Origin of the sequence: Mesorhizobium sp. LSHC412B00 (assembly GCF_000503035.1) — a bacterium.
In the GTDB taxonomy this organism is placed as follows: domain Bacteria; phylum Pseudomonadota; class Alphaproteobacteria; order Rhizobiales; family Rhizobiaceae; genus Mesorhizobium.
The window spans coordinates 338,807-361,862 of sequence record NZ_AYWB01000001.1; the positions used below are offsets into that span (position 1 = coordinate 338,807).

Consider the following 23,056-nt stretch of genomic DNA (forward strand, 5'->3'; position numbering starts at 1 on the left):
CTTGTGGGGAGGGTCGGCTCGCTGCCGCAGCGAAGCGAAGACAGTGAGCCGGGGTGGGGGTGCAGCGCTAGCGCTCTGTCGCCTACCCCCACCCCGCTCCGCTACGCGGATCGACCCTCCCCACAAGGGGGAGGGTAAACGATGAACTGGTCGATTTCCTTCGAACCGCTGCTGTCCTGGCCCTTGCTGGCTTTGGTGCTCGCACCGCTGCTGGTGCTGGCGGCTGTCGGCTTGTGGTTTCGCCAGCGCGGCGCGATCTTCCGCATCGCGGCGCTGATTGCGCTGGGCGCAGCACTCCTCAATCCGGTTTTCCTGGATGAGGAGCGCGAGGCGCTGAAGAGCGTCGTTGCCGTCATCGTCGACCGCAGCCAGAGCCAGGATATCGGCGACCGGACCAAACAGACCGACGAAGCGCTTGCCGGTTTGCAGCAGCGCCTTGGCCGCTTCAAGCAGTTCGACGTCCGCGTCGTCGCGGCCGGCAAGTCGGAAGCCGCCGACGAGCGCACCGAGACCAAGCTTTTTGCAGCGCTTGAAGGCGCCTTCCGCGACGTGCCGCCCTCGCGCATCGGTGGCGCCATCATNCGAGACCAAGCTTTTTGCAGCGCTTGAAGGCGCCTTCCGCGACGTGCCGCCCTCGCGCATCGGTGGCGCCATCATGATCACCGATGGCGAGGTGCATGACGCGCCGGCCGCCCCCGACTTCAATGCGCCGCTGCACGCGCTGATCACCGGCAACGAGCACGAGAAGGACCGCCGCATCCGCTTCGAGAACGCGCCGCGCTTCGGCCTCGTCGGCAAGCCGCTCGACATGACCTACCGCGTCATCGCCACCGACGGCGAAACCGGCCCGGTCGATGTCCGCGTCTCGGTCAATGGCGAGCAGGTCGCGGTCGAAGAGGCGACCATCGGCCAGGCGATGCCGCTGCAGGTGACCATCCCCGGCGCCGGCCGCAACATCGTCGAACTCTCCATCGACCGCGAGCCGGGCGAACTGACCGACGCCAACAACCGCGCCATCGCGCTGATCGACGGCATCCGCGAGAACTTGCGCGTGCTTTTGGTTTCCGGCGAACCGCATGCCGGCGAGCGCACGTGGCGCAATCTGCTGAAATCCGACGCCTCGGTCGATCTCGTCCATTTCACCATTTTGCGGCCGCCGGAAAAGCAGGACGGCACGCCGATCAACGAACTGTCGCTGATCGCCTTCCCGACCCGCGAGTTGTTCGTCGAGAAGATCAAGGATTTCGATCTCATCATCTTCGACCGCTACCAGCACCGCGACGTGCTGCCGATCCTCTATTACGACTACATCTCCGAATATGTCGAAAAGGGCGGCGCGCTGCTGATCGCCGCCGGGCCGGAATATGCCGGCGACGCCTCGATCGCCCGCACCCCGCTAATGTCGTCGCTGCCGGCAATGCCGACCGGCGAAGTCATCGACAAGGCCTTCTATCCGCGCCTCACCGATCTCGGCCAGCGCCATCCGGTGACGCGCGGCCTCGACGGCTCGGCGACCGAGCCGCCGCGCTGGAGCCGCTGGTTCCGCACCATCGGCGTGCAGAACCCCGAAGGCGAAGTGGTGATGAAGGGCGCCGACAACCGCCCGCTGCTTCTGCTCGATCATAAGGGCGAAGGCCGCGTCGGCATGCTTCTGTCCGATCAGGGCTGGCTATGGGCGCGCGGCTTCGAGGGTGGCGGCCCGCATGTCCAGCTTTACCGCCGCATCGCCCACTGGCTGATGAAGGAACCTGAACTCGAGGAAGAGCGGCTGACTGCCGACGGCCGCGGCATGATGCTGGAAATCCGCCGCCAGACGATGAGCGACGATCCCGGCCCGGCGCAGGTGATCACCCCTTCGGGCAAGGCGCTGATCGTCAAGCTGGAGAAGTCCGAACCCGGCGTTTTCCTGGGCAGCATCGAGACCAAGGAGATCGGCCTCTACCAGATCGGCAATGGTGACCTGACCGCACTCGCCCATGTCGGCCCGGTCAACGCGCCGGAATTCTCCGACGTCGTCTCTACCGAGGACCGGTTGAAGGCTCCGACTGAGGCCACCGGCGGCAGCGTGCGCCGGCTGGCGGCCTCCTCCACCCTTGGCCAGCTCACCGGCAGTGTCGCCCTGCCCTCCATCGTCCCGGTCCGCGCCTCCGGTGCGGCCTCGGGCGCAGACTGGATCGGCCTGCGCAGCACCGACGACAGCGTGCTCAAAGCCGTCTCGCGCGTACCCCTGTTCGGCGGCTTCCTCGGCCTTTGCCTGCTGCTGCTGGCCATGGGCGCGATGTGGTACCGGGAGGGAAGGTAAGGAATCCCTTCTCCCCGTCACTATACGGGGAGANCTGCTGGCCATGGGCGCGATGTGGTACCGGGAGGGAAGGTAAGGAATCCCTTCTCCCCGTCACTATACGGGGAGAAAGACGCTCAACTTACTCCTCCGGCTCCGTCGTAAACAGCAGCGGGTACCCCTTGGCCTTGGCCGCGTCGACGGCCCGTGTCGCCTTGGTCTCGGCGACATCCCTCGTGAAGACGGCAACGACGCAAACGCCGAGCCGGTGCGCGGTGATCATCACCCGGTTAGCCTGGTCTTCGCTGAGCTTGAACTCGCCCTTCAGCACCGTCACCACGAATTCGCGCGGCGTAAAATCGTCATTGATGAGGATGACCTTGTAGAGCTTCGGCCGCTCGGTCCGCGGCTTGGTCTTGGTGCGGGGTTTGGAACTGATTTCAGGCATCGGGAACCGGTATCGCGCGAGGGGTCGCTCTCACTTTGTCATGGGGGAAAGCCGTCGTCCATTTTGATCGGCGCGCCAAACCGGCTTCCCGGAAGTGCTGCCGTTCACAAATTTAGGAAGTGTACGCTGCGGTTCAACGGCCCTGGCGATCGGCGACGCGACGAGCCTGGAATTGCCGTGCGCTGGATGCCGCATCCGGCCTTGATCCGGCCGCCTTGTATTCGACCCAGGCGACCGCGAGCCAGCCGAAGAAGCAGGCCAGCGCCGCGCCGGTGATCACGGTCAGCAGCAGGCTTTGCCATGGTGTGATGTATTGCCAGCTGCTGGAGATTGCCGGTGCAAACAGCGACGGCTCCGTGCGCCCGCTCACCGGATCGGGCACCGGGCTGGCGGTGAACTGGACCAGCACCCTGACCATGGCCGAGGCCACAAGGCCGCCGATGGCCATCGAGCGCAGAATGGATGAAAGCCGCTTCTTCATGCGGGCTATCCTACCGGACCGGCATTGCAAACGGGTTAAAGTCCTGGGTGGCCGGCACCCATCAACGGGTAATCATGCTCTCACACGACAAGGCCGCTCCAGCCGGGGGGTGCTGGAGCGGCCTTGTTACAGACAAACCTGTTGGCTGTCTGGATCAGGCCTTCGGGGCGTCCGTCTTGACGACCTTCTTCGCCTTCTTGTGCTTCTTGACGGGCTTCTTGGCGACGACCTTCTTCACCGGGGGCTTGGCGGTCGTGGTCGCCGGAGCGGTGGTCGTGGAAGCAGCCGGAGCAGCGGTCGTGGTGGCAGCGGCATTGCCCAGAGCCGGCATTGCGAAAGCGAGAGCGACGGCGAGACCGGTGGCGGAGAGGATGGACTTTTTCATGGCTTCATTTCCTTCTTTGTGCGGGTCGAGTTTCGAGTGTCACTGAACCGGGTCGATCGGTGTCACTCCAAGCAGCTTCAAAGCGTTCGCGAGCATCCGGATACCCTGTGCCTGTTTCTTGTTGGCGCAGAACCGGTTTCCCTTTCTTTGCAGTGCTTTCGCCGCGGTGACCTGCGTTGCCGCGGCATGGGTTTCGAGGGCTTCGTCTACCTGGCGATTGAGATCGATGCAGCGCTCGCTCCTTGTGATCGGCGTCACCTTTGCGGTTGTGGCTCCGATCGCGGCTGTGACGAGCGGAATGCTGAGCAGCGCACCCATCAAGCTGATCGTGAACCTGTGCATCGGTAATGTCCGTTACTCCGGAGACTTAGCGTCGCAGCCGATGTCCTGACCGCCACGGCACCCTTTATGCCCTTGATTCTTTTCGGGAGTTTTTCCGGACTATAGAATTTTGTTTCTGGACTGTTTCTGGCAAATCGGCTTTGCGGGCGATCATCGCCGCTCGCCAACATGTGGCCAGAATTCTATCGTGTGGGTGACGCCACAGAAGCAGACTCAGAAGGCAGCCGCCGACGGGCCGCCAGCAATGACAGGATCGCCGTGAAATCCGATGCGCACATACTGATCGTCGACGACGACAAGGGCATTCGCGACCTGCTTCAGGAATTCTTCCAGAAGCGCGGCCTGCGCACCACGGTTGCCGCCGACGGCGTCGAGATGGAAGACATACTGCGCCGCACGCAGGTAGACCTGATCGTGCTTGATGTGATGCTGCCAGGAAAGAGCGGGCTGGAGCTCTGCCGCGACCTGCGCGCCAGCTACTCGACGCCGATCATCATGCTGACGGCGGTGACCGAGACCACCGACCGCGTCGTCGGCCTGGAAATGGGCGCCGACGACTATGTGCCCAAACCCTTCGATCCGCGCGAGCTGCTGGCCCGTATCCGCGCCGTTTTGAGGCGCAATGGTGCTGCCGAGCCGAAGCGGGCCACCACCAAGCAGATCTATCATTTTGCCGGCTGGACGATGGACTGCTCGCGCCGCCGGCTGATGGCGCCGGGCGACGTCAGGGTCGAACTGACGATGGCGGAGTTCAACCTGTTGCAGACCTTCGTCAAAAGCGCGCAGCGCGTCCTCACCCGTGACCAGCTCATCGAGCTTTCCGGCGGTGACAGCGACTATTCCTTCGACCGCAGCATCGACATCCTGGTCAGCCGTCTCAGGCGCAAGATGGAAGACGACCCCAAGACGCCGAAACTGATCCTGACTGTGCGCAGCGGCGGCTACCAGTTCCTGCCCGAGACCACCTCCGAATGAGACGTTTCCTGCCGCAAACCCTGCCGGTCTGGGTTTTGCTCATCGTCATTGCCGGCCTGCTGATCAGCCAGGTCGCCACGCTCTACATCGTCTCGCGCGATCGTGCCGTCGCCAATGACGAGGTCGATCTCTACCGGCTTAACGACCGCGCCTATTCGCTGGTGCAGCTGATGCATGACGACACGCCGGAGCAGCGCAAGCTGACGGCCTCCGGTCTGTTCAACGCCACCTATGCGCTCACTGTTTCGGACACGCCCGCGGTCACCTCGTCGATCGCCGGCGACGACGAACTGGCCGAGCTCGAGGACATCCTGGTCGGGCGGCTGTCGAAATTCGGCATCACCGACGCCCGCGTCCGGCGCGATCCGGCAACCCAGGCAGCCAACGCGCCTGGCGGTGTGGCCGTGACCAAGGATGTTGGCGCGGTGGAGCGCGACCTGTTATCGCTGGCGGCCAGCTTCGCCCAAAGCGACAAGCTGACGGCCTCTGTCCGCTTCGCCGACGGCCAATGGCTGAATTTCACCGAGCCCAACACGCCGGTCGGACCGATATTGAGCTTCGACAGCCTGCCGCTCTATTCGCTGATCGCGGCCCTGGTGGTGATCATGTCGATCTGGTCGCTGCGCCGGCTGACGGCGCCCTATCGGATGATGGAAACGGCGGTCAACCGGATCGGCACGGACCTGAAGAGCCCGCCGATCGCCGAGACCGGCAGCCGCGAAATCCGCGCCGCGGCCAAAGCCGTCAACGCCATGCAGGTGAGGCTGCGCGACTATGTCGAGGACCGCGAACATCTGGCCGCCGCGCTCGCCCACGATCTGCGCACTCCGCTGACCCGCATGCGGCTGCGCCTCGAGCTGTTGCGCAGATCGACGGCGCGCGAGGCGCTCGCCCACGACCTCGCCGACATCGAGAGCATTGCCAGCTCCGTCATCGACTTCGCCACCTTCGAAGTCACCGAGGAGAAGAGCGAGCGGATCGATTTCTGGTCGCTGGTGGAATCGATCGCCGACAGTTTCGAGGACGTCACGTTCGACCATGACGGCGCCAGGCCGCGTGGCATGATCTGCATGGCGCGGCCGGTGGCGCTCAAGCGCTGCGTCAACAATCTGGTCCAGAATGCCGTGACCTACGGCAAGAAAGCCCATGTCAGCCTGCGGCAGTCGGACGGCACGGTCACGCTGGTTATCCGCGACGAGGGGCCGGGCATACCGCAGGCGCAGCTCGACCAGGTGTTCGGTTCCTTCGTGCGGCTGGAGCAATCGCGCAACCGCCAGACCGGCGGTCTCGGGCTAGGCCTGACCATTGCCCGCAACATTGCGCGTGCCGCCGGCGGCGATGTCAACCTGTCCAACCATCCTCGCGGCGGCCTGCTGACGGAGCTCAGCCTGCCGCTGGCGGCATGAGGCAGCAGACTAGCGTCTCGATGGGCACCGGGGGTGGATCAACCAACCCAACCTTGCAATAGTGCGGCCGCTCGAACAGGAGGAGATCGCCGCATGCTTTACGCCATCCTGGCCTATCACGTCGAACAGACCATCCAGTCCCTGACGCCGCAGCAGGACGCGGCGCTGATGCACGACCTGCTCGAGGTCAATGCCAGATTGACCCGCGAAGGCAAGCTCGGGCCGGCGGTAAGACTGGGCGCGACCGCCGACGCCGTCACGCTGCGTGGTCCGGGAGACGGCATCGTCATCGACGGGCCGTTTGCCGAGACCAAGGAACAATTGCTGGGTCTTTATGTCCTCGACTGCGCCACGCAGGAGGCGGCGATTGCGGCTGCGCGCGACTTGCGCCGCGTGAACCCCTCGGCGGTGTACGAGATCCGGCCGATCACATTTTACCTTCCCGGCCTGGCGTTCCCCGTGACGAAGGGCGATTTCCAGGAGGCCGCCAGCGGCTGAGAGCCGCTTGCCCTACCCCATGGCCGGTCAGGCAGAAGCGATCTCGTTGCCCAGGCGGACCGTTTCGGCGACGAGAAGGTCGAGATCCTCGCGCCGGGTCCGGTGGTTGTTGATCGCCACCCTCAGGCAATGCTGGCCTTGCACCGTGGTATCGGAAATGGCGGCGATGCCTTCTTCCTGCAGCCTCAGCATGATCTCGGTGTTGAGCGCCTTCGAGCGCTCGCCATCGAGCCCTTCCGCGCGATAGCGGAAGCAGACGATGTTGATGCTGGTCGGCGCTGTCAGTTCGAGCGCCGGTTGAGCCTCGATCAGGCCTGAGAGATACTGCCCCTGCGCAATGTTCTGGTCGATCAGACGGCCGAATTTTTCGACGCCGTGTTCCCGCAGCGCCATCCACACTTTCAGCGCCTTGAAGCCGCGTGTCGTCTGCAGACCGTAATCGTGCAGCCATTGGCCGGAGGCGAGGCCGCGCGGTGTCGATTCCAGATATTCCGGCGTCACCGCGAAGGTCTTGCGATGCGCCGAGGCATCCCTGACCAGCGCGCAGCCTGCCTCGAACGGAGCGTGCAGCCATTTGTGGGGGTCGAGCGCGATGGAATCGGCCCATTCGATGCCGGCGACACGACGCGCATTCTCGGGCGCGATCGCGATCAGCGCGCCGATGCAGCCGTCGACATGGAACCAGAGATCCTCCTCATGCGCCAGCTTGGCCAGCGCCTGCAGATCGTCGATGGCGCCGGTGTTGACAGTGCCGGCATTGCCGATGATGCAGGCCGGCTTGAACCCGGCCGCGCGATCTTCCGATATCGCCGCCCGCAAAGCTTCGATGTCGATGCGAAGTCCGGCGTCGCTGGCAATGCGCCGCAGCGCCTTGTTGCCGAGGCCGAGCGCTTCCATTCCCTTGCGGTGACAGGAATGGACCTGGTCCGAGCCATAGAAACGCAACGGCTTTTCGATTGCTCCAACGCCGTGCTCGCGCACGTCGATGCCGGCCTTGGTGTTGCGCGCCACGGTCAGCCCGATGATGTTGGCCATCGAACCGCCGCTGACCAGCGTGCCGCTGGCCGAAGCCGGCATGCCCATCATCTGCTTGCACCAGTCGACCACCTGGCCGTCCATCAGGGCGGCGGCATGGTTGCCGCCGCCGAGATTGGAGCCCTGGATTGCCGCCAGGAAATCGCCGATCGCGCCGGTAAAATTGCTCGACCCCATATACCAGGACCAGAAGCGCGGATGGATGTTGCCCATCGGATAGAGCATCACCTTGTCCACGACATCGCCATAGATGTCGGCAAGCGGGGTCGGCGATTGCGGCAGCGAGGCGGTGAAGAAATGCCTCACATCTCCAGGCATCTCCTGCCACACCGGCCGTTGCCTGACATCGCGCAGGTAAGCGACGGCATCGTCAACGATCCGATGCGACAGGCTTTGCACATCGGCCCAGTCCGAGGGGTCAAGCGTTTCCTCGGCAGCCGAGGTGACAGGCATCGCGTCCATGCAATTTGCTCCCGCGTCATCATGCCGGGAACTGGCAACCGGGCGTCGAGAGCGAGAGAGCAAGCTCTTCCGCATTCATCTCGGCCTCGATGCCGTCGAACAAAGGCGTGGTCATGTAGCGTTCACCGGTATCGGGAAGCATGCACAGGATCACCGATCCGGCCGGTGCCGTGCCGGCGATCTGGCGCGCCACGGCAAAAGCCGAACCGCCGGAAATGCCGGTGAAGATGCCTTCCTGCTGCGCCAGCGCCTTGGCCCATTTCATGCCCTCCGGCCCGGCGATCGGCATCACCTCGTCATAGAAGTTGCCATCGATGGCCTCCTGCAGGACGTGCGGGATGAAATCCGGCGTCCAGCCCTGGATCGGGTGCGGTTCGAAAGCCGGATGGCTGGCGGCCGGCGCTCCGCCGGCGCCACGCATCTGCGGCTTGCCGCTGCCGACAAGCTGCGCGTTGGCCGGTTCGGTGAGCACGATCCGGGTCTCAGGCCGCTCGCGGCGCAGCACCCGCGCCACGCCGGCGACGGTGCCGCCGGTGCCGTAGCCGGTGACGAAATAGTCGAGCCGCGAGCCGGCGAAATCGTTGACGATCTCGCGTCCCGTAGTTGCTTCATGGATGTCGGCGTTGGCCTTGGTCTCGAACTGGCGGGCCAGGAACCAGCCATTGGCTTCGGCCAGTTCCACCGCCTTCTTGTACATGCCGAAGCCTTTCTCGGCGCGCGGCGTCAGCACCACCTTGGCGCCCAGCATCCGCATCAGCTTGCGGCGCTCGACCGAGAAACTGTCGGCCATCGTCACCACCAGCTTGTAGCCCTTCTGCGCACAGACCATGGCAAGACCGATGCCCGTGTTGCCGCTGGTCGCCTCGACGATGGTCTGTCCCGGCTTGAGCGCGCCGGTGCGTTCACCTTCCTCGATGATGTTGAGCGCCAGCCGGTCCTTCACCGACGCAGCCGGATTGAAGAACTCGGCCTTGACGTAGATGGTGGCGTGCGCCGGTCCGAGATTATTGACGCGGATGACCGGCGTGTCGCCGATGGTGTCGAGAATGCTGTCGAACAGGCGGCCGCGGCCGGCCGTGGTTCTGATTTTCTGCTGATGCAACATGGTAGACTCCTGGTTCTTGCTCACGGGCCGGTTACACACCGGCGGTTTGAGCGGCGAGATTTCGACACCTTGCCGCACTACAGGTCCTTGACGTGCGGCAGTGTGGTAAACACCACATTCGGCGCACAAATTTTGCCAGCCGGGTGCACTTTGTCGTGCTCGGTGGTAAAGCAGGGGCCGGCAGGTCAGCGTGGGAGCAGGCGTGGTATCTGGCGTGGAATCGAGCCTGGCGAGCAGCCATCAAGGTGTTGTCGTGCGCCTGTTTGGGCCGCCGACAATTGCGCGCGACGGCGTCCCGGTGGTCTTGCCGGCATCGCGCAAGCTGTGCGCGCTGCTGGCCTATCTGGCGCTGGCGCCCCATCCGGTCGGACGTGGCAAGCTCTGCGAGTTGCTGTGGGATGTTCCAAATGATCCCAGGGGTGAGCTGCGCTGGTGCCTGAGCAAGCTGCGGGCCGCGCTCGACGAACCGGGCCGCCGCAGGATCGAAACATCGGGCGATACGATCGCGCTCGATCTCGACGGCATCTCAGTCGACGTTCTGGATGTCGCGGCGGCGGCTGCCGCAGGCATTGAAACGCTCGAGCCGACGCGACTGCAGTTGCTCTCCGACCTGTTCGTCGGCGACTTCCTCGAAGGGCTGGAGATCGACCGCAGCCCTCTCTTCAACAGCTGGCTGACCGCGCAGCGCCGCCGTTTCGGTTCCTGCCAAGCTGCTATACTGGAACATTTGGTCAAGACGCTGCCGGCCGATTCCGAAGCCGTCTCCGCCCATCTCGAAAAATGGCTGGAACTGACCCCGTTCGACAGCAGCGCCCATGTCGCACTCCTGGTGAGGCTGGCGCGGCGCGGCCAGTTCGGCGCCTGCGAAGACCATCTTGCCGCTGCGGCGCAGTTGTTCCAGTCGGAAGAGCTGGATTTCGGCCCGGTGCGCGAGGCGTGGCTGTCCATCCGCAGCGAACGGCCCTGCGCGATTTTGCCGGCACAACCGGCAGCTCCGCCCGGGCCGAACCAGGCGTCAGTCATGCTTGCCGGTTCAGAAGCCGCGACGCCGCACAAGGCTTCGCTGGCCGTGATGCCATTTGCCGAAGACGCCGGTAGCGGCGTTCGTGGCGGGCTGGCCGATGGCTTGACCCACGACATCATTACCCGCCTCGCCAAGCTCAGGGACTTCTTTGTCATCGCCCGGGGCTCGGTCTTTGCGCTGGCGGAAAGGAACATCGCGCCGGAAGATGCCGGCCGAAGGCTGAATGTCGACTATGTCGCCACCGGCACGGTGCGCAGCGCGACGGGTCGCCTGATCGTCACTGTCGAGCTTGTCGAGGTTCGCACGGCCAGGATCGTCTGGGCCGAGACCTTCGAGCGCAAGGCCGAGGACATCTTCATTGTCCTCGACGATATCGGCAACAGCATCGTGGCCTCTGTCTCATCCGAGATAGAGATGGTCGAGCGCAACCGCGCCATGCTGAAGGCGCCCAATTCGCTCAATGCCTGGGAGGCCTACCATCGAGGACTCTGGCATATGTATCGCTTCACCCGCAGCGAAAACGAGCAGGCCAGGCATTTCTTCGGCATCGCACTGCAGCAGGATCCGACCTTTACCCGCGCCTATGCCGGCCTGTCCTTCACCCATTGGCAGAGCGCCTTCCAGCGCTGGGGCGACCGCGACCAGGACAGCGCGCTTGCCTTTGAGGCGGCCGGCCAGAGCGTTTTGGTCGACGATCATAATCCCGCCGCGCACTGGGCGATGGGCCGGGCGCTGTGGCTGCGCGGCGAGGGTGATGCGTCCGTGCTAGAACTGCAAAGAGCCGTCGACCTCAGCCCGAACTTCGCGCTTGGCCACTATGCGCTGTCCTTCGTGCATTCGCAGTCGGGCGACCCGCACGCGGCGATCGGATCGTCGGATCATTCGCGCCATCTGTCGCCGTTCGACCCGATGCTGTTCGGCATGCTGGGCGCACGCGCCATGGCGCATGTCCGCCTCGGCCAGTTCGACGAGGCGGCCGAATGGGCGCTGAAGGCGGCCGCCCGCCCCAACGCACATGTCATCATCCTGTCGATCGCCGCCCACTGCCTGGCGTTGGCTGGGCGGCTGGACGAGGCGAAAAACTTCGCCGCCGCCATCCGCAAGACGCTTCCGGATTACCGAGCCGACGACTTCATCGACACCTTCCGCTTCGACCGGGATGCCACAGCCCTGTTCAAGCTCGGCGCCACGCGCATCGGTCTGGCTTAGAGCATGATCCCAAAAAGTGGGTACCGGTTTTTGGAAAAGATCATGCTCCAACAAAGGGTTAGATCATGATGAGATTTCAACCAAATCTCATCATGATCTAGCGCCGCAACACCGCGCTCAGCACATCGCGTATCCCGATCGCGCCGACAAAGCGCGACTGGTCGTCGAACAGCGCCACGGGTGCCGTCTGCGAGCGGTGCATGGCCAGCATCACCGTCTTCAGCGACGTGCCGGGGTTGGCCCAGAACACCTGCGCCGTCTCCTCCGGCTGCGCCTCGACATCGGCGCATGAAACCCATACCGCCGGTTTGCCGTCGCGTTCCGCCGCCGCCACCAGCCCGTGCTCGTCGATCTTAAAGCGAGTCGTCTTGCGCCGGTCGAGCCACACCCAGCCATTATCGCCGTGCTCGAGGTCGCGGCTGTCGCGCATGACGTTCCAGGCGGTCAGCACCGACAACGGATTCACATTGGCGATGAAGTCGCGGACATAGTCATTGGCGGGCTTGAGCACGATGTCTTCCGGCGCCCCGGTCTGCACGATGCGACCGCCCTCCATGATGGTGATGTGGGTGCCGATCTTCAGCGCCTCTTCCAGATCATGGCTGACGAAGATGATGGTCTTCTTCAGCTCCGCCTGCAGCTGCAGCAATTCGTCCTGCAGCTTGGTGCGGATCAGCGGATCGAGCGCAGAGAACGGCTCGTCCATCAGCAGGATCGGCGCCTCGGTGGCGAAGGCACGGGCCAGGCCGACGCGCTGCTGCATGCCGCCGGACAGCTCATGCGCGTATTTCTTCGACCACTGGTCGAGATTGACCAGTTTCAGCTGGCGTTGCACGCGCTCCTTGCGCTCTTGCTCCGGCACGCCGGCGAGTTCGAGGCCGAGGCCGACATTCTCCTCCACCGTACGCCAAGGCAGCAGGCCGAACTGCTGGAACACCATCGCCACCTGCTTCTGGCGCAGCCGCCGCAGCGTCGCCTGATCGCAGGTCACGACATCGACGATATTGTCGCCGTCCTTGACCAGCACCTGGCCGCGCGACACCACGTTGAGCCGGTTGACCGCCCGCAGCAGCGTCGACTTGCCCGAGCCGGACAGGCCCATCAGCACCGAGATTTCGCCCTCATGCACGGTCAGGCTGGCGCCGGCGCAACCCAGCACATTGCCGGTCTTTTCGAGGATTTCGGCGCGCGTGGCGCCGCCATCGATCAGCGCCAGCGAACCGGCCTGGTCGGACCCGAAGACGATATCGACATTCTTGAAGTCAACGGCGACGGTCATTTCTTGCCTCCAACGCCGATACGCGTCATCCGGTCGAGCACGATGGCGAGTACGACAATCGCCAGGCCCGCCTCGAGCCCGAGATCGATGCGGCGCGAGCCGAGCGCGCGGTTGATTTCAGTGCCGAGGCCGCCGGCGCCGATGAGTGCTGCAAACACCACCATCGACAGCGACAGCATGATCGATTGCGTCAGCCCGGCCATGATGGTCGGCAGCGCTGAGGGCAATTCGACCTTCCACAGCAGCTGCTGCTTGGTGGCGCCAAACGCCTCGCCGGCCTCGATGATCGACTTCGGCACCGAGACGACCCCGAGATGGGTGAGCCGGACCGCGGTCGGGATGACGAAGATGATGGTGACGATGAGGCCGGGCGCGTTGCCGAGACCGAACAGGGTCAGGACCGGGATCAGGTAGACGAAGGTCGGCAGCGTCTGCATCAGGTCGAGCACCGGCAGCATGATGCGGTAGACCTTCGGCTTGTGCGCGGCCCAGATGCCGAGCGGCACGCCGATGGCCATCGCCATGGCGGCGGCGGCCACGACCAGCACCAGCGTCTGCACCGTCTGCTTCCAGAGGTTCTGGTTGATGATGAAGATCAGGCCGAGAAAGACGCCTATGGCCAGCGGGCGCGAGCGCTGCAGCAGCCAGGCGATGATGGCGATGATCAGCGCCAGCAGCACCGGCGGCACCATCAAAAGGATGCCAACCAGCCCGTCGAGCAGGAAATTGAGGCCATTCGAGAAGGCTCTGAACACGGTGTCGAAATTGTCGGTGAGGAAACCGAAGAACGCCTTTCCCCAGGCGCCGATCGGTATCTTGTGATCAACCATGAATTTCGAAATCGGATCCATATCGCCCCTCTCATGCGAGAGACCGCCTGCTTCCGGCCTCCGCTGTCGTTAGGTCATCTTCTCACAGGATATGAAAAAGGGCAGCCTTTTCTAGATTGGCTGCCCTTCCTGGTTCGGCTTTGCCGAATTCAGTCGGCTCAGCTTCCGAGCGCGGTCTTGACCGCCGCTGCCGCATCACCGCCATCGAAGGTGGTGACGCCGGCAATCCACGGCGCAACCGCGTCAGGGTGCTTCTTCAGCCAGTCGGCTGCGACCGTGTTGGCGTCGCCGCCCTTCAGGATCGCGTCCATCATCTCGCCTTCCATGTCCAGGTTGAACTTCAGGTTGGCGATGAACTTGCCGGCATTCGGGCATTCGGTGGTGTAGCCCTTGCGCACATTGGTGTAGACGGTGGCGGCGCCGAAGCCGCTGTCGCCCATGCCGTCGAGATAGGTGAGCTTCATGGCGCCCATCACCGGATGCGGCGTCCAGCCGAGGAACGCGATCCACTCATTGTTCTTGATCGACTGCTCGGCCTGCGTCAGCATGCCGGCTTCCGAGGACTCGACCAGCTCGAAGCCTTCGAGATTGTCCTTCGGGTTCTTGATCATGTCGAGGATGATGCGGTTGCCGTCATTGCCCGCCTCGATGCCGTAAATCTTGCCGTTGAACTTGTCCTTGAACTTGCCGATGTCGGTCAGCGACTTGACGCCGGCCTCCGCGACATAGGTCGGTACGACGATGCCGTAGCCGGCGCCGGTCAGGTTGGTGCCGATCGTCTCGACCGAACCGTCGGCGGTGTAGTCCTTGATGTCGTTGGTCATTGACGGCATCCAGTTGCCGAGGAAGACGTCGAGATCCTTGTTCTTCAGCGACGCCATGGTCACGGGCACCGACAGCTGGATCGTCTGCGGCTCGTAGCCGAGCGCGGTGAGCAGCACCGAAGCGACGCCGGTGGTTGCCTGGATGTCGGTCCAGCCGACATCGGAAAGGCGCACCGCCTTGCAGCTCTCCGGATNGGCATACGAGATGCCTAAGTGACTGGAGTTCAGACGTGTGCTCTTCCGATCTGTTTCGTCAGCCAAACACCATTCTGGTGTGGTTTCAAGCGCTAAGACAATCACGATCAACGGCGCGGACTGGCCAAACAGCGACACGCCTGCCGCTTTTTCGATGGCAGACGGCTTTTCCCATGAAATGCAGCGGTGCCCTCTCCCCGCGCCGCGCCAACTCGGCTTAAAAGGACGGCATGGCCAAGCTCTACTTCCACTATGCGACGATGAATGCCGGCAAAACGACAATGCTGCTGCAGGCGTCCTACAATTATCGCGAACGCGGTATGACGACGATGCTGTTCGTCGCCGGCCACTACAGAAAGGGCGACACCGGGCTGATCTCGTCGCGCATCGGCCTGGAGATGGAGGCCGAGATGTTCCGCGACGGCGACGATCTCTACGCTCGCGTCGCCGAGCATCACGAACATACGACGGTGCATTGCATCTTTGTCGACGAGGCGCAATTTCTCGAGGAAGAGCAGGTCTGGCAGCTCGCCCGTATCGCCGACCGGCTGAACATCCCGGTGATGTGCTACGGCCTGCGCACCGATTTCCAGGGCAATCTGTTTTCCGGTTCGCGAGCGCTTCTGGCCATCGCAGACGATCTGCGCGAAGTGCGCACCATCTGCCGCTGCGGCCGCAAGGCGACGATGGTCGTGCGTCTCGGCGCTGACGGCAAGGTGGCCAGACAAGGCGAACAGGTGGCGATCGGCAAGGACGTCTATATCTCGCTCTGCCGCCGCCACTGGGAAGAGGAAATGGGCCGCGCCGCGCCCGACGATTTCATTGGCTTCACCAGAGGCTGAACGGCCGGGACAACATGAAAATTCTGCAGTTCACAGTCGATTGCCCGTTTCCGCCGGTCTCCGGCGGAGAGATCCGGAACGCCGCCAATGCACGCGCTTTGGCATCGATGGGCGAGGTCCTGACGGTAAGCCTGACTGGCGCCCCGGCACCCTCCACACCGCCGAACATCCGTCACCGGATCATCGAGGCAGCGCGCGGCAGGGCGCCCTGGGGCAGGCGCAGCCCGCACCCGACCGTGCATATGATGCCGGACGACGAGCTGGCCGAAGCCGACGCCATCTGGAGGGAATTCGCGCCCGATCTCGTGGTCATCGAGGAGATCGTGCTTTCGCAGCTGCTGACGCTGGCGCCGAAGCATCGCGCGCGCACCGTCCTTGACCAGCACAACATTGATTCCCGGACGGTGTCCGACCGGATCGCCGGCCTGACGCTGTGGCAGCAAATTCGAGACTGGCGCCAAAACAGGCGAAGGAAGGCAGAGGCGCGCGAAGCCGACAGGTGTGCGGCTGCCCTGGCCGACCAGGTCTGGGTTTGTTCGCGGGCCGACGAAGCGCTTCTGTCCGCTCTCGGCCCCGTCAACGACGTCAGGTTCGTCGCCAACCCCATTCCAGACGAGAGCGTGCTTTCCCTGCCGATTGCTGCCGAGCGCTTCAGTGAGCTCAGCCTGTGCTTCATCGGGCATCTCGGCTACTTCCCAAACATCGACGCCGTCAAGCAGATCGGCCGCGCGATGGCGCCGCGCCTCGCCGCCTCCGGCCGGCCCTGGTCGATCACCGTCGCCGGCAGAAACCCGCGCGATGTCGTGCGCGGTCTATGCACCAGGCATGGTCTGCGGTTGATCGAGAACCCACCGCATCTGCCGGAATTGCTTGGCCGTGCCGGCTATGCGCCGATCCCGCTGCGCTTCGGCGGCGGAACCCGCATCAAGGTGCTGGAGGCGATGGCGGCGGGCCTTGTCGTCGCCGCCACCGAAAAGGCCGTCGAAGGGCTTGGCCTGCAGGCGGGCAGGCATTTCCTGTCCAGCGACGATGCCGGCAAGTTGGCATTGAAAATCATCGATATCGCGACACGCCCGCAAGCGGCCGCCGAGATGGCGGAGATCGGCCGCGCTTTCGTGCGCGACAATCATTCGTCGGCGGCGATTGAAAAGCAGGTCAAGCAGGCGGTCGCGGCGATCCCGCGCACAGATTGAGCCCGGCTGCTATCCACCGGCATACGGCGTTTGTTAAGGCCTGCAGCCTATTTTGCCCTCAGCCAGAGCCAGCCGGGAACCGCCATGCTTCGAGCCATTTCATCAGGCCTTGTCATTTACTTGGCCGGTATCCTCGCCGCGCTGGCCGACGGCGATGCAGCACTTGGCAAGAAAGTGTTCTACCGCTGCATGGCCTGTCACGAGGCGGCAAGCGACCGCGACAAGGTCGGCCCGCATCTCCTCGGTATCGTCGGCCGCACCGCCGGCACCGCCCAGAACTTCAACTATTCGCAGGCCATGAAGGACGCCGGCGCGGCCGGCCTCGTTTGGGACGAAGCCAACCTCAAAGCCTATCTCGGCGCTCCCAAGCTGAAAGTACCCGGCAACAGGATGGGCTTCTCCGGCCTGAGCAGCGACGAGGACATCGCCAACGTCATCGCCTATCTGAAGGCCGATCCGAAGCCTTGAACGGCGCGATGCGTAGCGTGATGGCGACGGCTTCCGCCAGCTGTCTCGCGCTTGCAACTCATTGAGCCCTCTGTCGAATTCAGCACACCCACACTGTCCGAGATCGACTTCTTCGCAGCCGTCAAAGTTCAATGACAATTGAACAATACTTGGCCGGCTGGTTAATCACGCCATGACCCCGCCTTCATTGCCTTTCAAGACGACCAGGCATTTTTTTGTTTTCGGGGCGGGTCTTGTCTTGCGTCTTTCAATCCCCTGATACCCCACATATATTCGCCGCTGTTCGCAGCCAGCGACCGGAAGCCGAAGCGGGAGGCCCCTATGGCGACATTGCAGAATTTCGATGCCGAAATTGCCAAGACCAGGCAGGTCGTGCAGGACATGCGCTCCAAGATCGAGCAGTCGGGCACGGTGCTTGATACGCTGGCCACCGCCGACAAGAAGATCGGCGACGCCAATTTCGACATCGAGAATGCCCGCATCGAGGACGTGCTGAAGCAGCAGAAGGTGATGGAAGGCAACATTGCCGACCTGATCATCGGGCTGGAAGACGCCACCAACGTCTTCGGCACCGAATTCGAGAGCATGAAGAACTACACCGGCTGGGAAAGCTTCGTCGGCGTCTTCTCGGCGCAACGCAAGCAGCGCATGCGCACCGACCGCGTCCGCAACATGTCGCTGGCCGGCAATCTGCAGGAGCTTCTGGTCAAGTCCGACACCATCGTCGGCATCCTGAAAGCGCAGAAAGAGGTCCTCGACCAGCGCTACAAGACCTCGGAAAACAGCCTGTCGCAGGTGATCGAGCGCCGCAAGGTCACCATGACCAACCTCGAGGCGGTGCAGAAGCGCATCGAGGAGGTCAATCCGCTGCTGCTCGACATCGAAAACAAGATCGCCGCTTCTACCAGTCAGAAGGAGCGCACGCAGCTTGAGGGCGAGCGCTCGAAACTGGCGACCGAATACAATGAAAAGCAGGCCAAGGAGCAGGAGCTTCTGGCCGAAAGCCAGACGCTGGAACGCTACACCTCGATGTTCCAGACCTTCGTCGATTCGCTCAACAATCAGATCGCAGCGCAGTCGACGCTGATCAACAAGCTGACCATCGATACCGAGCAGCGCATCGTGCTCTACAAGGCACTGGAAGATTCCTTGAAGACCGCCGCCCAGCAGGATGTCGCCCACAAGATCAACACGCTGGGCAGCCAGGTTGACAACACCGCCGAAGAGACCATGGCCGGCATTGGCGCCGCCTCGCAAAAGCACATCGGCGATCTCCTCGAAATGCACGAGAAGAACATGGTCGCCAGCTCCGACATCCAGCGCCGCAAGAAGCTCGCCGACGACGCCTTCGCCCGCCGTTTCGACGACGTGATGAAGAAGCACAATTCGGCCAACTACGTGCAGTCGTAAGGAGCGGCTGCACGCGGGCACACCGGCATGACTCCCGAAAACGAAGCGGCGGCGCGCTATTTTTCCGCCATCACGGCGGCACTCAGCGGCCTCGAAGTGTTCATGCGCGACGACCGCTCGCCGCTTTACCGGCACGGCATCGTCGCCAAGATTGTCGCCGAATACATTGCCCGGCTGGACAAATCGTTTTCCTGCTGGCGCAACCGGCTCGGCTTCATGGACACGTTCCGCATTTCGCGCGCCGACAGCGGCTATCCCGTCTTCCAGAACCTGCTCGAACTGGAAAACGACCGCCGCCAGGCCGAGGCGCGGCTGGCCAACATTCCGCTGGCCGGCGAATTGCGCGAGGAAATGGCCGACTTCATCCTGCGCCACAAGGAATTCCCCGAAGCGCTGCAGAAGTCGATGGCCGAGCGGCTCTATCTCGAGGACGTCAAGAGCGAACAGACTTTTGGCCCGTTCTCGCTGGCGCAGACGGCCAAGGTCTCGGTCAATCCAAAGACCGGGCGCCCCTATTACCTCGTGCACTGGGCGAGCTTCGACGGCAGCGCCAACCTGCCGCTGGTCTACATGGTGACGGTGGAGGATTCCTCCGAAAGCATGATCCGGCAGCTCGTTGACAGCAGCGGCAAGCTCAATGAACGGGTCGACATCCCGCTGCCGGTGGACGGCCTGCTCAACCCCGAACTCGCCCATCGCTTCGACGATTTCACCGAGAAGAATTCCGCCTACACGCTTTCGCCCGCAACGATTGCGGTCAATCTCGACAAGGATTTCGAGCCGCTGCACCCTAAGCAGCTGCGCCGCGTCGTGCTCGGCCCCTTTTATTCCGCAGGCATTACGGACAACAATTCGACCGTGACCGAGGTGCTGGCCAAGGTGCGCAAACCGGAAAATGCCTGGCTGCTCACCTGGACCATCCAGGAGGTCTACTCCAAGGGCGAGAAACCCGGCCGCAAGGGCCTGTTTTCGAGCGATAAGACGACGCAGGAATTCTTTATCAACACCGACGATCTCGAAGCCGCGCGCCAGGGTGTGTCGAGCTACGAGAACCACGCCCTGATCCCGCACGAAGCCTATCAAGCACTCTACGCCGCCGGCGAAGCTCAAAAGATCTTTTCCGGCTACAAGGTCCATATTCTGTCCAACGGACAGGTGATCAGCGATGTGTGAGGTGGCATTTTTGGTGGGCCTGACAATCTCCGGGGCGCGGTCAGGGGCAGAAGGCGATTGTGATCGAAACGGATAACCTTGCTTCCCGCAGTAATGAATCGCCCTACCGGGTTCTCGCTTGGTGGGATGTCGATATGCATATCGGTGCTTACAAGAAGCACAAACTGACCGCCCGACCATTGCGTAACCTTGAGCGCATTCTCGGACACCGGGTTCACGTTGAAAGTCGGTGGCGTCATCGAGGATTACCGGATGGGGTGCGGAAGCTTGAAGCTTTCAATTATATCGATGTTGCAGACCCGGCGCTTGCCGCGTTTTTTGTTCTTCAACAAATTTCCGGCTTATCCGAATGGTTTTCCGGGTTCGGCTACAGACCGGTTACTTCGCGGTCTGAAGATGAAAATACAGACGGTGACACGATCTGTACTTTCTATTGGTACGAATTGGATCAATATGAAGCATACCGTCACATTCGATCCGGAGGCGTCATGCTCGTTCTGGTCGAAAAATTACCTGTCCGAACACGTAATTCATCCCGTCCGATCGTTGGAATAAGACAGAGTCGGCAACCAAGATATAGCTACAATGTAAAAATCGTGATTCAGTTCTTTTGCGACAATAGACAAAAGCTTGTCGAATATCACTGGCCAAGATTGATGAAAAGATATGCATTTGAGCCAGAAGACCGTGTTGAATTCGGACCGCCATCTAACAACGGAAAACCGAATCAGATTTGCGTTAGCGCGATGTTAGCGGACCTAACTGAGTACCAGGCTGTCGCTTATTGTCTTGCACGGACTGAGCGTTGCCGTTTCAAGCTTGGAGGGCCGGGAGAGGCCATCTTTCAAGCCGAACGCTTTCCCGATCACGAACCCTTTGACGGGATGTTTTCAATTTTGCTCACGCGAGGGCAGGCACAAGAGTGAGTCGCGAGGAGGATTGATACGATGGACACCGGCCTGACCACCATCCCGGAAGCCGCAATCGAAAAGCACCGCGCCACGGCGCAGAGCTTCATCACCCGCGTCGTGGTTCTGGAAGACCCTGCGCGCGAATCCGGCACAGCACTTGCCGGCACCAATCGCCGCTTTGTCTCGACAGTCTCGGTCGGCTCGGTGCGCCGTACCCGCGAGGTCGAGCTTACCAAGACCGTCGCCGCGATCCATCCCGACGACCAGTTGATGAGCATCCCGCAGCACACGCTGCTGTTCCGCGCCCGCCGCGGCCTGGCGATAGCGCTCGCCATCTCCGACGTCTTCGCCGAGGGCTCCGACCTCGAAAGCCTCCAGGCCAAGAACACCCGTGCGCCTCTTGAGGGCGATGAGGCGGCGACCTTCAAGAAGCTTCTGTCAGCCTCGGCTTACGTTTCAGCCTTCAGCCTCGCCTCTTACCTGTTCCAGCTGATCGACAGCGACGGCGAGGCTCCCAACGATATCGCCGAACCGGACTTCCTGTTCGACACGCCGCAGGACGCGGTGAAGTCGATTGTCGCCGGGTTGGACAAGGCGATTGCAGGCTCCAAGGACGATGGCGACCTGACGACGCGCGCGCGAGCTTTTGCACGGGTCGCCATTGATGGGCTGCTGGCCCGCAAAGGCCGCTTCGACGGCATCGGTCCGTTCGAGAACGCCCATATCCGCATCGACGCCGACGATTTCACCCTCGACGGCTTCGACGTCGCGCCCGGCAAGCGCTCCAAGCCGCTGGTGATGACCTTCAAGAAGCCGGAAGAGGTCGTCGGCAACCACATTGCCAAATACCAGTCGGTCAAGCTCGCCAAGATGCTGATGGCCTACGATTTCGAGCGCGAGTTGAACCCGTTCGTCGAACTCGGGGGCTTCCTCTTCACCTTCATCGGCGACGGCGCGCCGGGCACCGGCAAGACGACGCTGATCCAGATGATCGCCGGCCTCGTCAACAATTATTGCCAGGTTGCCGGCTATCCCTTCGCCTATGAGAATTTCGGCGTCGACCAGATCTCGTCCTACCAGGGCAAATCTGGCCAGAATTGCCGCCAGTTCATCAACAATGTCTTGAACCCACGCGTCATCGGTTTCGGCACCGTCGACGACATCGACCAGGTGGCGGCCCGCCGCTCCGACGACCGCGCCTCGGCCGGCCAACAGGAAATCACCGGCGTCTTGATGGACGCCTTTGCCGGCGCCGGCACGGTGGTGCGCGGCAATTGCTCGTTCGGCATGTTTTCCAACTATCCCGAAAATGTCGACGATGCGCTGCGCCAGCGCGCCGGGGCCCGCTGGCTGGTCGACGGCCCACAGAGCCGCGACGACTATATCGACATCTTCGTCCTGCTTGCCGGCAAGAACCACAAGATCCCACTCGGCGACCACAAGCTCTACGCCGCGCAGGAGATCCAGCGCGCGGTGACCGAAGCCTATGAGGAGCACGAGAAGCCTCAGGAAGACGGGCTGATGAAGGTCTATGAGCGCTACATGAAGGAGAATGGCGCGCCGAAATCGATGGCCGACATCGGCACCTATCTGCACCTGATCAAGGATGCCGAGCCGCGCTTCACCGGCCGAGCCATCAAGAACGTCACCGACGCCATCAAGATGCGCGCCATGGACATCGAGCTGCCCGACGACTGGTTCGAGAAGCCGGAAGCCTTCATGCACAAGGGCTACGACGAGAAGAAAGCCATGATCGAGGAACTGCGTGGGCCGTTCTCGATGGACATGGTCATGCAGGAGATCAACCGCTACGCCGACTCGGAGTTCCGCTATTCCGACAAATCCGACGACGCCGCGGTGGAGAAGCTGCTGCGCGACGCACGCCTGCGCGAACGGGCGGGGCGCGAGATGGAGGAGATGAAGAAGAAGGGGCTGTGGAATGCGTGAGCTTCCTTCGCTGCCCGCGGGTGCTGAAAGGCTTGGCGCTAACGCTGACGCCCCCCTCTCCCCGTNGAATGCGTGAGCTTCCTTCGCTGCCCGCGGGTGCTGAAAGGCTTGGCGCTAACGCTGACGCCCCCCTCTCCCCGTCCTTCACGGGGCGAGGGCAAGGGTGAGGGGCGGCGCATGCGTGGACCACAGATCGCTACGACCATATTGGCAGCTATCGAACAGCGCCTCGATCGGCACATCCGGACCAATGATCTTCGATTTATTGCCGCCAAAGGCCATGGGGAGACATGTCCTTGAATGCTAGCGCTGCCCCNGAATGCGTGAGCTTCC

General features: G+C 62.8%; 20 protein-coding genes and 1 pseudogene. 12 read left to right on the forward strand and 9 right to left on the reverse strand.

Annotated elements, in window-relative coordinates:
* The first annotated feature begins 141 nt into the window (after positions 1 to 141).
* Positions 142 to 2,302, forward strand: a pseudogene (locus tag X757_RS01000000164410) (hypothetical protein).
* A 121-nt stretch (positions 2,303 to 2,423) separates the two neighbouring features.
* Here the strand turns inward: X757_RS01000000164410 and clpS are convergent.
* The 4 genes from clpS to X757_RS162860 all read right to left on the reverse strand — a co-directional run bounded on the left by clpS (position 2,424) and on the right by X757_RS162860 (position 3,937).
* Positions 2,424 to 2,729, reverse strand: a complete 306-nt coding sequence (gene clpS, locus X757_RS162875) for an ATP-dependent Clp protease adapter ClpS (protein ID WP_023670006.1) — start codon at positions 2,727 to 2,729, stop codon at positions 2,424 to 2,426.
* 133 nt (positions 2,730 to 2,862) lie between these two features.
* Positions 2,863 to 3,210: a hypothetical protein gene (locus tag X757_RS162870; RefSeq protein WP_023724974.1), complete on the reverse strand. Its 348-nt coding sequence runs from the start codon at positions 3,208 to 3,210 to the stop codon at positions 2,863 to 2,865.
* Between the two features lie 154 nt (positions 3,211 to 3,364).
* Positions 3,365 to 3,595: a hypothetical protein gene (locus X757_RS162865; RefSeq protein WP_023670004.1), complete on the reverse strand. Its 231-nt coding sequence runs from the start codon at positions 3,593 to 3,595 to the stop codon at positions 3,365 to 3,367.
* 39 nt (positions 3,596 to 3,634) lie between these two features.
* A complete protein-coding gene (locus tag X757_RS162860) occupies positions 3,635 to 3,937 on the reverse strand; it encodes a hypothetical protein (protein WP_023705925.1) in 303 nt (100 codons plus the stop codon).
* Positions 3,938 to 4,195: 258 nt separating this feature from the next.
* Between X757_RS162860 and X757_RS162855 the strand changes: the two genes are divergently transcribed.
* From X757_RS162855 to X757_RS162845, 3 genes are all read left to right on the forward strand, one after another.
* Positions 4,196 to 4,912 (forward strand): response regulator, encoded by a 717-nt coding sequence (locus X757_RS162855; protein WP_023670002.1) that lies wholly within the window; start codon positions 4,196 to 4,198, stop codon positions 4,910 to 4,912.
* The gene (locus tag X757_RS162850) at positions 4,909 to 6,318 is read left to right on the forward strand and encodes an ATP-binding protein (protein ID WP_023670001.1); all 1,410 of its coding nucleotides are present in this window, start codon (positions 4,909 to 4,911) and stop codon (positions 6,316 to 6,318) included. Before X757_RS162855 ends, X757_RS162850 begins: the two co-directional genes overlap by 4 nt.
* A gap of 93 nt (positions 6,319 to 6,411) precedes the next feature.
* Positions 6,412 to 6,816 (forward strand): YciI family protein, encoded by a 405-nt coding sequence (locus X757_RS162845; RefSeq protein ID WP_023724975.1) that lies wholly within the window; start codon positions 6,412 to 6,414, stop codon positions 6,814 to 6,816.
* A 27-nt stretch (positions 6,817 to 6,843) separates the two neighbouring features.
* Here the strand turns inward: X757_RS162845 and X757_RS162840 are convergent, their stop codons facing one another.
* Together X757_RS162840 and X757_RS162835 are read right to left on the reverse strand one after the other, a co-directional pair.
* The gene (locus X757_RS162840) at positions 6,844 to 8,313 is read right to left on the reverse strand and encodes an aspartate aminotransferase family protein (protein ID WP_023724976.1); all 1,470 of its coding nucleotides are present in this window, start codon (positions 8,311 to 8,313) and stop codon (positions 6,844 to 6,846) included.
* 19 nt (positions 8,314 to 8,332) lie between these two features.
* Complete coding sequence (locus X757_RS162835; protein WP_023724977.1) at positions 8,333 to 9,418, reverse strand: PLP-dependent cysteine synthase family protein; 1,086 nt, start codon at positions 9,416 to 9,418, stop codon at positions 8,333 to 8,335.
* A gap of 202 nt (positions 9,419 to 9,620) precedes the next feature.
* Here X757_RS162835 and X757_RS162830 point away from each other — a divergent pair, with 202 nt between their 5' ends.
* Positions 9,621 to 11,651 (forward strand): transcriptional regulator, encoded by a 2,031-nt coding sequence (locus X757_RS162830; protein WP_050593898.1) that lies wholly within the window; start codon positions 9,621 to 9,623, stop codon positions 11,649 to 11,651.
* A gap of 97 nt (positions 11,652 to 11,748) precedes the next feature.
* Here X757_RS162830 and choV read toward each other — a convergent pair whose 3' ends face one another.
* Positions 11,749 to 12,930, reverse strand: a complete 1,182-nt coding sequence (gene choV, locus X757_RS162825; protein ID WP_023669996.1) for a choline ABC transporter ATP-binding protein — start codon at positions 12,928 to 12,930, stop codon at positions 11,749 to 11,751.
* Complete coding sequence (gene choW / locus X757_RS162820) at positions 12,927 to 13,781, reverse strand: choline ABC transporter permease subunit (protein WP_023669995.1); 855 nt, start codon at positions 13,779 to 13,781, stop codon at positions 12,927 to 12,929. Before choW ends, choV begins: the two co-directional genes overlap by 4 nt.
* 1,228 nt (positions 13,782 to 15,009) lie before the next feature.
* On the opposite strand from choW, the gene X757_RS162810 reads away from it, so the two are divergent.
* The 7 genes from X757_RS162810 to X757_RS162785 all read left to right on the forward strand — a co-directional run bounded on the left by X757_RS162810 (position 15,010) and on the right by X757_RS162785 (position 22,723).
* Positions 15,010 to 15,621, forward strand: a complete 612-nt coding sequence (locus tag X757_RS162810) for a thymidine kinase (RefSeq protein WP_023724980.1) — start codon at positions 15,010 to 15,012, stop codon at positions 15,619 to 15,621.
* Positions 15,622 to 15,635: 14 nt separating this feature from the next.
* Positions 15,636 to 16,814, forward strand: coding sequence for a glycosyltransferase (locus X757_RS162805; RefSeq protein WP_023724981.1), 1,179 nt, complete (start codon positions 15,636 to 15,638; stop codon positions 16,812 to 16,814).
* Between the two features lie 84 nt (positions 16,815 to 16,898).
* A complete protein-coding gene (locus X757_RS162800; RefSeq protein WP_023669991.1) occupies positions 16,899 to 17,282 on the forward strand; it encodes a cytochrome c family protein in 384 nt (127 codons plus the stop codon).
* Between the two features lie 321 nt (positions 17,283 to 17,603).
* Positions 17,604 to 18,692 (forward strand): hypothetical protein, encoded by a 1,089-nt coding sequence (locus tag X757_RS162795; protein WP_023669990.1) that lies wholly within the window; start codon positions 17,604 to 17,606, stop codon positions 18,690 to 18,692.
* A 27-nt stretch (positions 18,693 to 18,719) separates the two neighbouring features.
* The gene (locus tag X757_RS162790; RefSeq protein ID WP_023686161.1) at positions 18,720 to 19,865 is read left to right on the forward strand and encodes a hypothetical protein; all 1,146 of its coding nucleotides are present in this window, start codon (positions 18,720 to 18,722) and stop codon (positions 19,863 to 19,865) included.
* 59 nt (positions 19,866 to 19,924) lie between these two features.
* Entirely contained in the window at positions 19,925 to 20,791 is an 867-nt protein-coding gene (locus X757_RS1000000167670; protein WP_156933372.1) for a hypothetical protein, read from the forward strand.
* A gap of 21 nt (positions 20,792 to 20,812) precedes the next feature.
* Positions 20,813 to 22,723, forward strand: coding sequence for an ATP-binding protein (locus X757_RS162785; protein WP_023724982.1), 1,911 nt, complete (start codon positions 20,813 to 20,815; stop codon positions 22,721 to 22,723).
* 144 nt (positions 22,724 to 22,867) lie between these two features.
* On the opposite strand, the gene X757_RS1000000167675 is transcribed toward X757_RS162785, so the two are convergent.
* A complete protein-coding gene (locus X757_RS1000000167675) occupies positions 22,868 to 23,005 on the reverse strand; it encodes a hypothetical protein (RefSeq protein WP_023686163.1) in 138 nt (45 codons plus the stop codon).
* Between the last annotated feature and the right edge of the window lie 51 nt (positions 23,006 to 23,056).

What these genes read in the sequence shown, in the direction of transcription:
- clpS (WP_023670006.1), bottom strand. Translation starts at nt 2,729, where the DNA reads ATGCCTGAAATCAGTTCCAAACCCCGCACCAAGACCAAGCCGCGGACC.
- X757_RS162870 (WP_023724974.1), bottom strand. Translation starts at nt 3,210, where the DNA reads ATGAAGAAGCGGCTTTCATCCATTCTGCGCTCGATGGCCATCGGCGGC.
- X757_RS162865 (WP_023670004.1), bottom strand. Translation starts at nt 3,595, where the DNA reads ATGAAAAAGTCCATCCTCTCCGCCACCGGTCTCGCCGTCGCTCTCGCT.
- X757_RS162860 (WP_023705925.1), bottom strand. Translation starts at nt 3,937, where the DNA reads ATGCACAGGTTCACGATCAGCTTGATGGGTGCGCTGCTCAGCATTCCG.
- X757_RS162850 (WP_023670001.1), top strand. Translation starts at nt 4,909, where the DNA reads ATGAGACGTTTCCTGCCGCAAACCCTGCCGGTCTGGGTTTTGCTCATC.
- X757_RS162845 (WP_023724975.1), top strand. Translation starts at nt 6,412, where the DNA reads ATGCTTTACGCCATCCTGGCCTATCACGTCGAACAGACCATCCAGTCC.
- X757_RS162840 (WP_023724976.1), bottom strand. Translation starts at nt 8,313, where the DNA reads ATGGACGCGATGCCTGTCACCTCGGCTGCCGAGGAAACGCTTGACCCC.
- X757_RS162835 (WP_023724977.1), bottom strand. Translation starts at nt 9,418, where the DNA reads ATGTTGCATCAGCAGAAAATCAGAACCACGGCCGGCCGCGGCCGCCTG.
- choV (WP_023669996.1), bottom strand. Translation starts at nt 12,930, where the DNA reads ATGACCGTCGCCGTTGACTTCAAGAATGTCGATATCGTCTTCGGGTCC.
- choW (WP_023669995.1), bottom strand. Translation starts at nt 13,781, where the DNA reads ATGGATCCGATTTCGAAATTCATGGTTGATCACAAGATACCGATCGGC.
- X757_RS162810 (WP_023724980.1), top strand. Translation starts at nt 15,010, where the DNA reads ATGGCCAAGCTCTACTTCCACTATGCGACGATGAATGCCGGCAAAACG.
- X757_RS162805 (WP_023724981.1), top strand. Translation starts at nt 15,636, where the DNA reads ATGAAAATTCTGCAGTTCACAGTCGATTGCCCGTTTCCGCCGGTCTCC.
- X757_RS162800 (WP_023669991.1), top strand. Translation starts at nt 16,899, where the DNA reads ATGCTTCGAGCCATTTCATCAGGCCTTGTCATTTACTTGGCCGGTATC.
- X757_RS162795 (WP_023669990.1), top strand. Translation starts at nt 17,604, where the DNA reads ATGGCGACATTGCAGAATTTCGATGCCGAAATTGCCAAGACCAGGCAG.
- X757_RS162790 (WP_023686161.1), top strand. Translation starts at nt 18,720, where the DNA reads ATGACTCCCGAAAACGAAGCGGCGGCGCGCTATTTTTCCGCCATCACG.
- X757_RS162785 (WP_023724982.1), top strand. Translation starts at nt 20,813, where the DNA reads ATGGACACCGGCCTGACCACCATCCCGGAAGCCGCAATCGAAAAGCAC.
- X757_RS1000000167675 (WP_023686163.1), bottom strand. Translation starts at nt 23,005, where the DNA reads ATGGCCTTTGGCGGCAATAAATCGAAGATCATTGGTCCGGATGTGCCG.